The sequence below is a fragment of the Luteibacter aegosomatis genome (assembly GCF_023078455.1).
GTDB lineage: Bacteria > Pseudomonadota > Gammaproteobacteria > Xanthomonadales > Rhodanobacteraceae > Luteibacter > Luteibacter aegosomatis.
The window spans coordinates 2,720,664-2,733,530 of sequence record NZ_CP095740.1 but is presented as its reverse complement, the minus strand read 5'-3'; the positions used below and the strand labels follow the sequence as shown (position 1 = coordinate 2,733,530).

General features: G+C 65.8%; 13 protein-coding genes. 5 read left to right on the top strand and 8 right to left on the bottom strand.

The genetic code is table 11. The features are described from left to right. On the top strand, positions 1-1,146 hold the full coding sequence (locus L2Y94_RS12090) for a pyridoxal phosphate-dependent aminotransferase (protein WP_247366743.1): 1,146 nt from the start codon (positions 1-3) through the stop codon (positions 1,144-1,146). Continuing rightward, positions 1,134-1,937, top strand: coding sequence for an amidohydrolase (locus L2Y94_RS12085; RefSeq protein WP_247366741.1), 804 nt, complete (start codon positions 1,134-1,136; stop codon positions 1,935-1,937). The genes L2Y94_RS12090 and L2Y94_RS12085 overlap by 13 nt, the downstream gene beginning before the upstream one ends. A gap of 40 nt (positions 1,938-1,977) precedes the next feature. On the opposite strand, the gene L2Y94_RS12080 is transcribed toward L2Y94_RS12085, so the two are convergent. The 4 genes from L2Y94_RS12080 to L2Y94_RS12065 are packed head-to-tail and all read right to left on the bottom strand — an operon-like array spanning position 1,978 to position 4,953. Next, positions 1,978-3,021 carry a C13 family peptidase gene (locus L2Y94_RS12080; protein ID WP_247366739.1) on the bottom strand — a complete coding sequence of 348 codons (1,044 nt, stop codon included), beginning with the start codon at positions 3,019-3,021 and terminating at the stop codon, positions 1,978-1,980. Beyond that, positions 3,005-3,688 (bottom strand): acireductone synthase, encoded by a 684-nt coding sequence (gene mtnC, locus L2Y94_RS12075; protein WP_247366737.1) that lies wholly within the window; start codon positions 3,686-3,688, stop codon positions 3,005-3,007. The genes L2Y94_RS12080 and mtnC overlap by 17 nt, the downstream gene beginning before the upstream one ends. Before the next feature lie 54 nt (positions 3,689-3,742). Beyond that, the gene (locus tag L2Y94_RS12070) at positions 3,743-4,312 is read right to left on the bottom strand and encodes a 1,2-dihydroxy-3-keto-5-methylthiopentene dioxygenase (RefSeq protein ID WP_247366734.1); all 570 of its coding nucleotides are present in this window, start codon (positions 4,310-4,312) and stop codon (positions 3,743-3,745) included. Beyond that, positions 4,309-4,953: a methylthioribulose 1-phosphate dehydratase gene (locus L2Y94_RS12065; protein ID WP_247366732.1), complete on the bottom strand. Its 645-nt coding sequence runs from the start codon at positions 4,951-4,953 to the stop codon at positions 4,309-4,311. The genes L2Y94_RS12070 and L2Y94_RS12065 overlap by 4 nt, the downstream gene beginning before the upstream one ends. Positions 4,954-5,086: 133 nt before the next feature. Here L2Y94_RS12065 and L2Y94_RS12060 point away from each other — a divergent pair, with 133 nt between their 5' ends. After that, positions 5,087-5,419, top strand: a complete 333-nt coding sequence (locus tag L2Y94_RS12060; protein WP_247366729.1) for a high-potential iron-sulfur protein — start codon at positions 5,087-5,089, stop codon at positions 5,417-5,419. A gap of 385 nt (positions 5,420-5,804) precedes the next feature. Here the strand turns inward: L2Y94_RS12060 and L2Y94_RS12055 are convergent, their stop codons facing one another. The 3 genes from L2Y94_RS12055 to L2Y94_RS12045 form a co-directional block, all read right to left on the bottom strand. Next, positions 5,805-7,244, bottom strand: a complete 1,440-nt coding sequence (locus tag L2Y94_RS12055) for an amino acid permease (RefSeq protein WP_247366728.1) — start codon at positions 7,242-7,244, stop codon at positions 5,805-5,807. A gap of 91 nt (positions 7,245-7,335) precedes the next feature. Next, complete coding sequence (locus L2Y94_RS12050; RefSeq protein ID WP_247366727.1) at positions 7,336-8,823, bottom strand: amino acid permease; 1,488 nt, start codon at positions 8,821-8,823, stop codon at positions 7,336-7,338. A gap of 212 nt (positions 8,824-9,035) precedes the next feature. Beyond that, positions 9,036-9,992 carry a transporter gene (locus L2Y94_RS12045; RefSeq protein ID WP_247366726.1) on the bottom strand — a complete coding sequence of 319 codons (957 nt, stop codon included), beginning with the start codon at positions 9,990-9,992 and terminating at the stop codon, positions 9,036-9,038. A 160-nt stretch (positions 9,993-10,152) separates the two neighbouring features. Here L2Y94_RS12045 and L2Y94_RS12040 point away from each other — a divergent pair, with 160 nt between their 5' ends. Further along, positions 10,153-10,698 (top strand): NUDIX hydrolase, encoded by a 546-nt coding sequence (locus L2Y94_RS12040; RefSeq protein ID WP_247366717.1) that lies wholly within the window; start codon positions 10,153-10,155, stop codon positions 10,696-10,698. A gap of 63 nt (positions 10,699-10,761) precedes the next feature. Here the strand turns inward: L2Y94_RS12040 and L2Y94_RS12035 are convergent, their stop codons facing one another. Next, positions 10,762-11,283, bottom strand: coding sequence for a 3-hydroxyanthranilate 3,4-dioxygenase (locus tag L2Y94_RS12035; protein ID WP_247366716.1), 522 nt, complete (start codon positions 11,281-11,283; stop codon positions 10,762-10,764). A gap of 131 nt (positions 11,284-11,414) precedes the next feature. Here L2Y94_RS12035 and L2Y94_RS12030 point away from each other — a divergent pair, with 131 nt between their 5' ends. Next, a complete protein-coding gene (locus tag L2Y94_RS12030; RefSeq protein ID WP_247366715.1) occupies positions 11,415-12,689 on the top strand; it encodes an NAD(P)/FAD-dependent oxidoreductase in 1,275 nt (424 codons plus the stop codon). The last annotated feature ends 178 nt before the right edge of the window (positions 12,690-12,867 follow it).

The following is a 12,867-nucleotide window of genomic DNA, read 5'->3' as shown; positions in this document are numbered from 1 at the left end:
ATGCAGATCGAAACCAAGCTTCCCAAGGTCGGCACGACCATTTTCAGCGTGATGAGCCAGCTCGCCGTGGAACACAAGGCGGTGAACCTGGGTCAGGGCTTCCCCGATTTCGAGCCGCCCGAAGCCTTGCGCGAATCGATCACCCGGGCCATGGCCGAAGGCAAGAACCAGTACGCCCCGGGCATCGGCATCGCCAAGCTGCGCGAGCAGATCGCCCTGAAGACCGAGCGCCTCTACGGCCACCGGGTAAGCCCGGATACCGAGGTCACCATCACCTCGGGCGCCACCGAGGCCTTGTTTTCGGCCATCGCCTCCATGGTGCGCGCGGGTGACGAGGTGATCGTCTTCGACCCCTGCTACGACAGTTACGAACCGGCCATCGAACTCCAGGGCGCCACGGCGGTGCACCTGCCCTTGAGCCTGCCCTCGTTCGGCATCGACTGGCAGCGCGTGCGCGACGCGATCACGCCGAAGACGCGCATGATCCTGATCAACTCGCCGCACAACCCGTCGGGCGCCGTGCTGTCGCGGGCCGATCTCGACGAACTGGCGGCCGTCGTGCGCGATACGCCCATCGTCGTGCTCTCCGACGAGGTCTACGAACACATCGTGTTCGACGGTGCCGACCACCAGAGCGTGCTGCGCCACGCGGAACTGGCCGCGCGCAGCATCGTGGTGTCCTCGTTCGGCAAGACGTACCACTGCACCGGATGGAAGGTCGGCTACGCCGTGGCGCCCAAGGCGCTCACCGCCGAATTCCGCAAGGTGCACCAGTACCTCACGTTCTGCACCTTCAACCCAGCCCAGTGGGCCTTCGGCGAATTCCTCGAGTCCGCGCCGGCGCATTATCTCGAGTTGCCGGCGTTCTACCAGGCCAAGCGCGACCGGTTTCGACAGTTGCTCGCGCCTTCGCGGCTGAAGCTGCTCGACGTACCGGGCGGCTATTTCCAGCTGGTGGACTACAGCGCCATCCGCGACGTCGACGACATCAACTTCAGCGAGTGGCTGGTGCGCGAGGGCGGCGTGGCCGTGATTCCGCTCAGCCCGTTCTACGAGACCGCGCCGGATACCCGTCTGGTGCGTCTGTGCTTCGCCAAGAACGACGCCACCATGGAAGCCGCCGCGGAGCTCCTGTGCAAACTCTGACCGTTTCCCTCATCCAGGGCGCCACCCGCTGGCACGATGCGGCGGGCAATCGCGCGTATTACGGCGCCCTCGTGCGCGGCGTCGCGGGCAGCGACCTGGTCGTGCTGCCGGAGACGTTCCTTTCCGGCTTCACCAACGACACGCTCGTCAACGCCGACACCATGGATGGCGAGGGCGTGGCGTGGATGCGTGCGCTGGCGACCGAAACCGGCTCCACGCTCACCGGCAGCCTGGTGATTCGCGAAGGCGATACCGTCTATAACCGGTTGATCTGGGCATCGCCCGATGGCGGCCTCGCTTATTACGACAAGCGTCACCTGTTCCGCATGGCTGGCGAGCACACGCGCTACGGCGGCGGCAACCGGCGGCTCATCGTCGAACTGAAGGGTTGGCGCATCCTTCCGCAGGTCTGCTACGACCTGCGGTTTCCGGTGTGGTTGCGCAACGGCCGTCGCGAAGAGGCCGAGGGTGGCATGGATTACGACCTGTCCTTGTTCGTGGCCAACTGGCCGACGCCGCGCCGACAGCCTTGGCGCACGCTGTTGCGCGCCCGTGCCATCGAGAACCTCGCCTACGTGATCGGCGTGAATCGTGTCGGCGTCGACGGCAACCAGTTGCCTTATGCGGGCGACAGCGCGGTGATCGATCCCGTGGGCGAACCACTGGTCGAACTGGGCGCGCATGAGCAGGTGGTCACCGTCACCCTCGATCCGGTGCCCCTGTTGGCCCATCGCGAGCGTTTCCCGGCGTGGATGGATGCCGATCGCTTCGCGATCGACATCGATGCCTGACATACGGGCGTGCCGGCGAACGGGTTCGCCGTAGCCTCGCCTACGGCCGTGCCGGCTCGAACGGCACCGCCGGCCCGAGTTTCGCCGCCTTGCGCCATGCCGCCAGCTTCTCGCCGATGCCCTTGCCCACGTCGATCTGCGGCTCCGACGGCGTGACCGCGTCGCGTTTTTCCCAAGCGGCGATCTCTTCGCGCGCCTTGCCGAATGCCTCGACGAAGTCCGGCGTGGCGTTGAGCCCGTCGACCAGCCACGCGTGCCCGAAGTAGGTGATGTCCGAATCGGCACCGCACCCGAACGACGTACGGTCCGTGCGCGCCGAGGTCATCACGAGCGTGCCGGCACCCTGGAGCTTCGGCACGAAGCCGCCGGAGTAGCAGGCGTTCACCACCAGCACCTTCCAGCGAAAAGGCCGCTTGGAAAGGATGTCGGCAAGACCGTCCGGATCGAGCTGGTCGAGCGGGATCGGGTCCATGTCCACCAGCAGGGAATGATCGTTGCCGCCGTGGGTGGCGACGTAGAGGAGCAGGACGTCTTCGCGCGGATCCATCACCTTCGCCACGCCGTCGAGCGCCTGCTCGAGATTGGTCCAGCTCGCCAAGGGGCGGGAGGAGAGGGTGGCGGGATTGTTTTCCAGCACCAGGGTATGGCCGGGGCTGGCGAATCGCCGGTCCATCAGCCGGCCCATGTATTCGGCCTCGTTGCGGAACACGTCCTCGGAACCGTCACCGCCGAAGGCGATGGCGTAGACGTTGGTCTTGCCCACGTCGCGGGGTGCGAGACCGGCCACGGCCTTGCGCATGAGGTCGGGTTGCGAGGTGAACACCTGCTCGGGCGTGGGACCATCGGCTGGCCAGTCGCCGTTATCGACATCCACGGCGGCGTCGTCGGAAGGTGCATCGTCAACGGAAGACGATGGAGCGGGCGCGGTCGCCGCTACGGCCGGGGCGGCGGGCAGCGGCTCGGCACGGACGGTGGACGGTTGGGGACCGTAACGCAAGACGCCCAAGGTGAGCAGCGCGCCGGCGGCGAATGCCGCGAGCACGTAGATCGGCGTACGCCGCCGGGGATCAAGGGACGATGGCATCGAAATCGGCGACGGCAGGGTGACCGGCATCCGTCAGCGGCTGCGGCGGACGGACGAGCTGGGTGGTGCGCATGCCGGCGGTCCGCGCGGCGTCGAGTTCTTCCTTGATGTCGGACAGGAAAAGAACCTGCGAGGGCGGCAAGCCGATGGCCTCGGCGATGCGCCGGTAGGATTCGGTCTCGCGTTTATGTCCGGTCTGCGTATCGAAATAGCCGGAAAACAGCGGGGTGAGATCGCCGCTTTCGCTGTGGCCGAACATCAGCTTCTGCGCGGGCACCGATCCGGACGAATACACGTAGAGCTTCAATCCCTGGTCGTGCCACGCCTTGAGGCGGCCGGCCACGTCGGGATACATGTGCGACACGTACGCCTTCGATGCATATCCCTCGCGCCAGATCATGCCCTGCAACGCCTTGAGCGGCGTGGCCTTGCGGTCTTCGTCGATCCAGCGGATCAGCAGGTCGATGACCTCGCTGCGCTTGGCCTCGACCCACCCGGCTTCTTTCGCCGCCTCATGCAGCCAGTGCTGCACCTCGAGGTCGTCGGCATGCGTCTCGACGAAGGCCGGCAGGTGCTGACGGGCATAGGGGAAGAGGACGTCCTTGACGAAGTCGATCGAGCTGGTGGTGCCCTCGATGTCGGTGAGGACGGCGCGGATATCGGACATGCGTTACAACCTGCGGATCGGGGAAGACCCGCAGGATAGCCGAGGCGTCGGGCTTTACGAAGCGCTGGCGGCCGAGGGGTGGGGATCCATGCGCGGAAACCGTTCGGCGATGTCGGAGCCGGTGAACTTGGCCACCCAGCCCTCGACGTTGGTGAACAGGCGGATCGCCACGAAGTACGGCGACTCGCTCATGTCGAACCAGTGCGTGGTGCCGTCGGGCACACCGATCAGGTCGCCCTTCTCGCAGAGCACCTCATAGACCTTGCCGTCGATGTGCAGGGTGAACTGTCCCGCACCCGCCACGAAGAAACGCACCTCGTCTTCGCTGTGCGAGTGCTCATTCAGGAACTTCTGACGGAACGCGGCCCGATCGGGATGGTCGGGCTTGAGGCTGATGACGTCCACCGTGGTGTAGCCGTTTTCGGCCATCAGGCGGTCGATATCGCCGCGATAGGCCGCGATGACCTCCTCCTGGGTGGCGCCGGGTTCGATGGGCTGGTTGGCTTCCCACTGTTCGAAACGCACGCCGACCTTGTTCAGCTCGGCGGCGATGGCGGCATGATCGGCGAAGATCGCGAGAGGGGTGTCGTTCTTGTGGTCGTCGTAGATGCGCAGGCGGCTCATGGGGAAAGTCTCCGGAGATCGAGTTCGCACCCGAGCAGGAATTCGAGGGCTTCGAGATGGCGCCGGGTTTCCGGCATGTCTCTCCCCCAGGTGTAGATGCCGTGCCCGTCGATCAAGTAGGCGTATAGCGGCTTTCCGGAGTCGATCCATGCATCCACCCGGGCCTCGAGCTCGGGCATGTGCTGGGTATTGGGAAATACGGGGATGTCCAGCACGCTCTCGTGCGTGGTGTACCCGGAGATTGCCTTCTGCAGTTCCCAGCCTTCTAGCCGGATCCTGCCGTCCTTGGAGAAAAGCCTCGATGCGACGCTCTGCGTACGCGAATGCGTGTGCAGCACCACGTTCGCCTGGGGAAAGCGACGATAGACCTGGGTATGCAGACCGGTTTCGGCGGAAGGGCGGGCGTCGCTCCCCACGGCCTTGCCGTCCATGTCGACCACCATGATGTCGTCGCGGCCGAGACGGCCCTTGTCGCGCCCCGAGATCGTGATGGCCGCCAGATCGGCATCCAGGCGCATGGAGAAGTTGCTGCTGGTGGCGGGCGTCCAGCCGAACGCGGCCAACTCGCGGGCGGCCCCGGCGATGGCGTCCGCGCAGTCCGCCAGTCGGGCGGGATCGATGGAAAGAGAGGCTTTCGACATGGTTTTGGACGTCCAAACAAGGCGACCAGCATACCATGCGCCTCAGGGCGGCCTTGCGATAATGCGAATTACTCCGTTTCTGCCGAAAGCGTAGGATGGACGCGGTTTGTCACCGACGGAGGCGTTTTCGTTTATGTCGCAACACGATTCGAACAACGAGGGGCGTCGCCGCTTCCTCAAGGCCGCCACGGGCGCCATGGCGGCCGCCACTGTCCTGAGCACGCTGCCCCGCCAGGCTCGGGCCCAGGATCTTCCCCATCTTTCGCCCTCGGATCCCACGGCGTCGGCCCTGAAGTACGTCGAGGACGGCACCAAGGCGCAGGGCCGCAAGACGCCGAACGATTTCTGCGCCGATTGCAGTTTCTTCCAGGGCAAGGCCGGCGGGGCATGGGGTCCATGCCAGCTCTTCCCGGGCAAGGCCGTGAATGCCAAGGGCTGGTGCGTTTCGCACACCCACGTGGCCTGAGCCGTTTCCAACAGGGTCTCCGTCGCCTCGGCGCGCGCCGGCGCGATTCCTGGAAGCCATGTGAAAAAGGCCGACCCCGAAGGGCCGGCCTTTTTTGTGCCCATCCGTTCAGGAGAGGCAGGTAATGAGCGCGGAGGCGGTCTCCGCAAAATGCAGCCCAAGCGCGCCAGGCCGAGGAGCTGACCCGCCTGACGCGCCGGGCGGCAATCCGGGGCCCACTGCCAAGTGATTTACCCTCGGAACCGGGATCATACTCTCCTGGGGGCGCGACCGGCCAATGGCGGATGAACGTTACAGCATCTTTCTTTGATTTTTTAGAGAAAACAAGGTCTTGGCGTTTTCTTCTCAAGTCACGTCGAAAGTGGGGGCCCTTTCGCTCGCCCGCTCAGCCACGCCGATGAAGTCGGCTGTGGCGATAGCTGTAGGCGAAGTAGATGACGATGCCGATGAGCGTCCACACACCCATCAGCGCCCAGTTGCGCACGCCCATCGACCACAAGAGGAAGATGCAGCTCAACACGCCGAGCGTGCAGGTGATCGGCGCGAACGGCACGCGGAACGAACGCGGAATGTCCGGCTGTGTCTTGCGCAGGATCAACACGCCGATGCATACCGCGCTGAACGCGACGAGCGTGCCCATCGACGTGAGGTCGCCGAGCAGGTTGAGCGGGAACACGGCGGCGAGCAAGGCGATGCCCAGACCGGTGATCACCGTGTTGATGTGCGGCGTGCGGTACTTCGGGTGGATCGTGGTGAATACCTTCGGCATGAGTCCGTCGCGACCCATGATCATGAAGATGCGCGGTTGGGCGATGATCATCACCAGCACCACCGACGACAGCCCGATGAGGGCACCGACCTCCACCACGCCGCGCAGCCAGCCCAGTTCGGGATGGTTGCGGATGGCGGTGACCACCGGCTCGGACGTACCCAGTTCCGAGAAGGGCACGAGGCCGGTCAGCACGGCGGCCATGGCGATGTAGAGCACCGTGCAGATGGCCAGCGACGCGAGCGTGCCGATGGGCATGTCGCGCTGGGGATTCTTCGATTCCTGCGCCGCCGTCGATGTCGCCTCGAAACCGATATAGGCGAAGAACACCATCGAGGCGCCGCGCAGGATGCCCGCCCAGCCGTATTTGTCGCCACCCTGGTTCTCGGGGATGAAGGGGTGCCAGTTGGCCGTGTCGATGTGGTTTGCACCGACCACGATCACGACGACGATCAACGCCGTCTTCAGCAGCACCATGGCCATGTTGAGCCCGGTGGATTCCTTGATGCCCACGTAGCAGAGCCCGGTGAGGGCGAGCGTGATGCCTACCGCGGGCAGGTTGAACAACGCACCGGTGGCCACGAGATGGCCGTCGATGAAATCGAGGGGCGCGTTGGTGAGCGCGGGCGGTATGTGGATGCCGACGTGGTCGAGCAGGCTCACGAAGTAGCCGGTCCAGCTCACCGCCACCGCGGAGGCCGATACGCCGTATTCGAGAATGAGATTCCAGCCGATGAACCAGGCCGCGCCTTCGCCGAGGGTGGCGTAGGCGTAGGAATAGGCGCTGCCCGATACGGGAATCAGCGACGCGAATTCGGCGTAGCACAACGCGGTGAACACGCTGCAGATGGCCGCGAGGATGAACGAGAGGATGATCGCCGGTCCGGCATGTTCGGCCGCGGCCACGCCGGTGATCACGAAGATACCGCCACCGATGACCGCGCCGATGCCCAGTGCCGTCAGGCCCCACGGGCCGAGGGTGCGTCGCAGCGCGGGACCGTGCGCGTCGTCGGGTTCGGCCTGGGGGGATTTCTTGGCGAGTAACTGCTGGAGCATGGAAGGCCCGGAAATGACGTCGATCGGAAAAGGATAGGACGAAAAAGAAAGGCCGGCGGACATCCGCCGGCCTTTCGAAAGTTAACTCGATTCAGCTCAAGGACTTGCGCAGCTTGCTGTGCGCGTAGCCATAGCCGAAGTAGATGAGCTGGCCGATGACGATCCAGCCCACCATCAGGCGCCAGTGCTCCTCGAAGGCCTGCCAGAAGAGGTAGACGCAGGAGAGGGTGCCGAGGATGGTGATCGGCCACACCATCGGCACGCGGAAGCTGCGCTTCAGGTCCGGCCGGGTGTAACGCAGGATCAGCACGCCCATGCAGACGGTGGCGAAGGCGAGCAGGGTGCCCATCGACACCAGTTCGCCCAGCACGCTGACCGGGAACAGGCCGGCCATCGCCGCCGCCGCCACGCCGACGATCACGGTACCGACGTAGGGCGTGCGGAACTTGTCGTGCACCTTCGCCATGGCCGGCGGCAGGAGGCCGTCGCGCGCCATCGAGAAGAAGATGCGCGGCAGGCCCATGAGCATCACCAGGATCACCGACGACAGGCCGGTGATGGCGCCTAGCACGACGATGGCCTTGAGCCAGGAAAGCTGCGGGTAGAGGCCCAGCGCGGTAGCCACCGGCTCGGGCGTGTTCAGCATGCGGAACGGCGCGATACCGGTGAGCACGAGTGCCACGGCGATGTAGAGCACGGTGCAGACGGCCAGCGAGCCGAGGATGCCGATCGGCATGTCGCGCTGCGGGTTCTTGGCTTCGCCGGCCGCGGTCGAGACGGCATCGAAGCCCACGTAGGAGAAGAAGACGATGGTGGCCGCGCGGAAGATGCCGCCCCAGCCGAAGGTGCCTTCACCTTCCGACGGAGGGATGAACGGATGCCAGTTGTCCGGGTTGATCATGCGGATCGCGAAGGCCAGGAACAGCAGGATCACCACGACCTTGATCGCCACGATGATCGAGTTGACGAAGGCCGACTGCGTGATGCCCACGTAGCAAAGGCCCGACAGCGCGGCGACGATGACCACGGCCGGCAGGTTGATCAGCGTGCCGGTGGACTGGATGTGGCCGGCGACGAACTGGAACGGTGCCGACGACAGCGAGGCCGGCAGCGTGATGTCGCTGCCGATCATCTGCCCGATCAGGCCGAGCAGTTCGTTGAAGTACCCCGACCAGCCGGCGGCGACGGTGGCCGCGGCGAAGAGGTATTCGAGTACGAGGTTCCAGCCGACGAACCAGGCGACGTATTCGCCGAGCGTGGCGTAGGAATAGGAGTAGGCGCTACCCGACACCGGCAGCATGGCGGCGAACTCGGCGTAGCACAGGCCCGCGAGCGCGCAGGCGAAGCCGGCGATGAGGAAGCTGATGACCAGCGCGGGGCCGGCATGCAGCGCGGCGGCCTGGCCGGTGATCACGAAGATACCGGCACCGATGACGGCGCCGATGCCCAGGAGGATGAGGTGACGCGCGGTGAGGACGCGCTTGAGTTCCCCTCCGTGCGCGCCGGTATCGATGTGCTCGCCAGCATCGACGTGCGGCGCCGCCTCGATCGGGTGCGTCGCAAACAGGTGTTTCAACATGTTTCTCCCCTACTGCCGAATGGGTGCTTTCTTATGTGGACCGCCGCGTGAGTTACGGTGGACACGCCGCTGCCCTGAAGCGCTGGCACGGCACCATAGCCCAGCGGGGCTCGGCCGTACAAGCTGCAATGCGAGGCGCGCCAACACATTGCACGGGGCGGTGGGGATGTCGACCATGACTTGCGGCGGTTGTGCATGGTGAAGTGGGATGCTCAGAACAGCATGTTCAGGGCAACCTGGGGTGTCACGTCGTCGGACCGGTTGCGTCCCGCCACGGTGAACTGCACGCCGGCGATGAGCCCCATGGTGGAACTGAAGTGGTATTCGACCGCCGGCGCCAGGCTGAACGTCTGGCCGGGCTTGTAGCGGGCGACCATGCCGTGGTCGCTGGTGACGCGCAGCGAGCCCTGGCGGCTCCACACCGCTTCGCCCACCAGCACCCAGCGGGAGTCGAGCGCGTATTCGGCGGCGAGGGTGGCGTTCCATGCCTGGGATGCGTGCACGCGGCCACGGAATCCCTCGCCGGTGCCATAGATGCTGGCGCCGCGCACGCGGATGGCGCGAGGGGAGGGGCTCCAGGCCACCTGCCCGCGCCAGCGCATCGCGCGCCCGCCGTCGTGCAGGTAAAGGCGCTGGGCGCCGACGATCCATTGGGTGCGCGCCGTGCCGCTGCCGGTGGCATTGAGGGGATTGGTATCCAGTTGGTGATATTTGCCCGTGGTGAGGTTGTGGGCCGCGGCGACCGCCACGACGAGGCCCGTTCCATCGGCCTCGGGCGCCATGAGTCGCTGTTGCAGGCGCAGGTTGGTGTCGCCGATGCGCAGCAAACCGTCGGTATGGATGCCGCCTCCGCTCGTGCGCGACGCCGTCGGCGTCAACTGCACGCCGAAACTATCGGTGACGCCGTACGTCATCGGCACCGCCAGTTGCCATTGGCGAAGCATCGGACGCGATGCGTGGCGGCCACCGGCATTGTCATAGCGGCCTCGGGTATTGGCATGAATGAGGTAAGGCTCGATGTTGAGCACGCCTGCGGGCAACGTATTGACGGCGGGCGTCACCAGCGGCCCGGTGAAGTTCACGGTGGGGGAGGCACCGACGACGGCGGGCGCGACACCGATGGCGACCGCCATCGCCGGCACGGCCCGGGGGAAAGAGGGAAAAGGCATTCGCGTTTCCTTGCGTGGCGCAGCGGTCGCTGCGGGACATGGCCGACCCGCTCCGTGGCGTGTCGGATTCCATCCTAGGCAGCGCCATGCGGCCCGGAACATCAGACTCGTCTGAAAAAGTCGTGCGAAAATAGGGCATTCGATTCAGGCGATTCCCCCCATGGCGCTACTTCACTCTCTCTCAGACGCTTTCCACCGATACGCCGAGCGCTGGCCGGCCGAAGCCGACGCGGCGTCCTTCGCCGCGTGGTTAAGCGATACGGCGCGGCCCTTTCATCGCGAAACGCTCGAAGGGCATTTCACCGGCTCGGCCTGGCTGGTCAGCGACGACGGTGAGCGCGTGTTGCTGATGCACCACCGCAAGCTGGATCGCTGGCTGCAGCCGGGCGGTCACGCCGACGGCGATCCGGATCTCGAGGGCGTGGCCCTGCGCGAAGCCCGGGAAGAAACCGGGCTGGATGGCCTGGAGGTCGTGCCGGGCATCTTCGACCTCGACCGCCATCGGATTCCCGCCCGGGGCCACGAGCCGGAGCACTGGCACTACGACGTGCGCTACGTGGTGGTGGCGCGCGGTTCGGAGGCGTTCGAGGCGAACGAGGAATCGCTGGCCCTGGCCTGGCATCCGGTCGCCGACGTCGCCGCCGATCCCGCCACGGACGAATCGTTGCGCCGCATGGCCCACAAGTGGCTGGAGCGCGCTCGCTGATCGCGGTGAACGGTGGGAGCGGACAGGAGGGCGCTCCCACCTTGGTTCGCCCCGATGCGGTATTCAGGCGTACTTGGCGGGAGCGGGGTGCACCGTGCCGCAGTGGGTGCAGGTGCGGGCGTCGGTCGAACGATAGAAGCGCTCGAACACCGGAGGAAAATCGTTCTCGATGCTTTCGAGCACGAAATATTCTTCGAAGAGCTTGGTATTGCACTTTTCGCAGAACCAGAGCAGCCCGTCGCGTTCGCCCGCCGTTCGGCGGCGTTCGATCACCAGCCCCACCGAGTCCGGCATGCGCTGCGGCGAGTGTGGCACCCGTGGAGGCAGGTAGAACACCTCGCCGGCGCGGATGGGAATGTCCCTGGCCTCGCCGCCGTCCTGCACCTTCAGCACCATCTCGCCTTCGAGCTGGTAGAAGAACTCGGGGCCTTCGTCGTAGTGGTAGTCGGTGCGGGCATTGGGGCCGCCGACGATCATGACGATGAAGTCGCCGTCGACGATGCATTTGTTGCCGACCGGTGGTTTGAGCAGGGCACGGTGCTCGTCGATCCAGCGCTTGAGGTCGATGGGGGGCAGCAGGCTCATGAAGGGCGTTCGCTCGTGGTTCGTTCGATCATACTCCTGACCGCCGACCCAACGTCGGTCTATCCGGTACTTCCGGCCGGACGCGCCGTGTCGTAAAACGGCTGTCCATCTTCCGGCAGGCTTCTTTTCCCATGGCGTCGTGGTACCACGGCAGAACGCCCGAACCCGTGCCGCGATCGCCTCCGCGAGGCCGGCGCGAAGCGTCGGTCGTGATCGTCGGCGGCGGCTTCGCCGGCCTGAACACCGCCTTGGGACTGGCGGCGCGCGGTGTGCGCGACGTGGTGTTGCTGGAATCGCGCACGATCGGCTTCGGCGCATCGGGTCGCAACGGTGGTTTCGTTTTCGCGGGCTATTCGCTCGGGGAAAGGGCGCTGCTCGACCGGGTGGGCGAGGCGAGGGCCAGATCGCTCTACCGACGTACCGTCGATGCGGTCAATCTCATCCGCGAACGCATCGACACCCTCGCCATCGACTGCCATTGCGTCGACGCGGGCGTGGTCTGGGCCAACTGGTTTCGCGATGGACGCCTGCTGCGCGACCGCCAGCGCCTCCTCGCGGAGCATTACGACGCCGACTGGCAATGGATTCCCGCCGAGGCGATGCATGAGTTCGTGCGTAGCCGCCGATACCATGACGGGCTCTATGAACGTAATGCCATGCACATCGATCCGCTGGCGTACGCTCGCGGCCTGGCCCGTGTCGCCGAAGCGGCCGGCGTGGCCATCCATGAAGGCTCGCGTGTTCGCATGCTCGAGCGGCGCGGCCCGCGTTGGGTACTTCGCGTGGGCGATGCGGAGATCGAAGCGCCCCAGGTCGTCCTGGCATGCGGTGGTTATCTCGCGGGACTGGATCGCCGCATCGATCGGGCGGTGCTGCCGATCGCCACCTATGTGATGGTCACCGAGCCGCTCGGCGAGCGGCTGGCGGAATGCCTGCGCACGCGGGCAGCCATCTATGACACGCGTTTCGCCTTCGATTACTACCGGCCGTTATCCGACACGCGCTTGCTCTGGGGCGGACGGATCTCGATTCGCGACCGTTCGCCCCGTGCCGTGCAGCATCTTCTGGCGAGGGATCTCGTCCGCGTGTTTCCCTCTTTGAAGGGCGTGCGCATCGAGCAGGCCTGGTCGGGGCTCATGAGCTATGCGCGGCATGAGATGCCGCAGGTGGGAACGCACGGCAACGGTCTCTGGTACGCCCAGGCGTTCGGTGGACATGGATTGGCGCCGACCTGCGCGGCGGGCGAGGCGCTGGCGGAGGCGATCGCGTCGGGGGAGGCGAGCTTGCCCGACTACGCCGACTTCGGGCTCGAGCCGGTGCATCGGCCGTTCGGTTATCTCGCCGCGCAAGGCACGTACTGGAAATACGAGTTCGCCGATTGGATGAAGTCGCGTCTGGAAGGATAAGGCGCCGCGACTCGCGGACGCGGTCCGTTCCGATCCCTCGGGTCCCAGGTGCCGGTGTCATCTACGACGACCAGCGATGGCTGCCGCGACCCGCGCACGAAGCCGGTTACCGTCGGATCGCGGACAGGGTCCGCTCCCACACGCCGCTAGCCGCGCTCTTGCGCGACGAGGGGGCGTC

Bases quoted from the DNA above. Each gene is read 5' to 3' on its own strand.
- L2Y94_RS12090 (WP_247366743.1), top strand. From the start codon at position 1: ATGCAGATCGAAACCAAGCTTCCCAAGGTCGGCACGACCATTTTCAGC.
- L2Y94_RS12080 (WP_247366739.1), bottom strand. From the start codon at position 3,021: ATGCCATCGTCCCTTGATCCCCGGCGGCGTACGCCGATCTACGTGCTC.
- mtnC (WP_247366737.1), bottom strand. From the start codon at position 3,688: ATGTCCGATATCCGCGCCGTCCTCACCGACATCGAGGGCACCACCAGC.
- L2Y94_RS12070 (WP_247366734.1), bottom strand. From the start codon at position 4,312: ATGAGCCGCCTGCGCATCTACGACGACCACAAGAACGACACCCCTCTC.
- L2Y94_RS12065 (WP_247366732.1), bottom strand. From the start codon at position 4,953: ATGTCGAAAGCCTCTCTTTCCATCGATCCCGCCCGACTGGCGGACTGC.
- L2Y94_RS12060 (WP_247366729.1), top strand. From the start codon at position 5,087: ATGTCGCAACACGATTCGAACAACGAGGGGCGTCGCCGCTTCCTCAAG.
- L2Y94_RS12055 (WP_247366728.1), bottom strand. From the start codon at position 7,244: ATGCTCCAGCAGTTACTCGCCAAGAAATCCCCCCAGGCCGAACCCGAC.
- L2Y94_RS12050 (WP_247366727.1), bottom strand. From the start codon at position 8,823: ATGTTGAAACACCTGTTTGCGACGCACCCGATCGAGGCGGCGCCGCAC.
- L2Y94_RS12045 (WP_247366726.1), bottom strand. From the start codon at position 9,992: ATGCCTTTTCCCTCTTTCCCCCGGGCCGTGCCGGCGATGGCGGTCGCC.
- L2Y94_RS12040 (WP_247366717.1), top strand. From the start codon at position 10,153: ATGGCGCTACTTCACTCTCTCTCAGACGCTTTCCACCGATACGCCGAG.
- L2Y94_RS12035 (WP_247366716.1), bottom strand. From the start codon at position 11,283: ATGAGCCTGCTGCCCCCCATCGACCTCAAGCGCTGGATCGACGAGCAC.
- L2Y94_RS12030 (WP_247366715.1), top strand. From the start codon at position 11,415: ATGGCGTCGTGGTACCACGGCAGAACGCCCGAACCCGTGCCGCGATCG.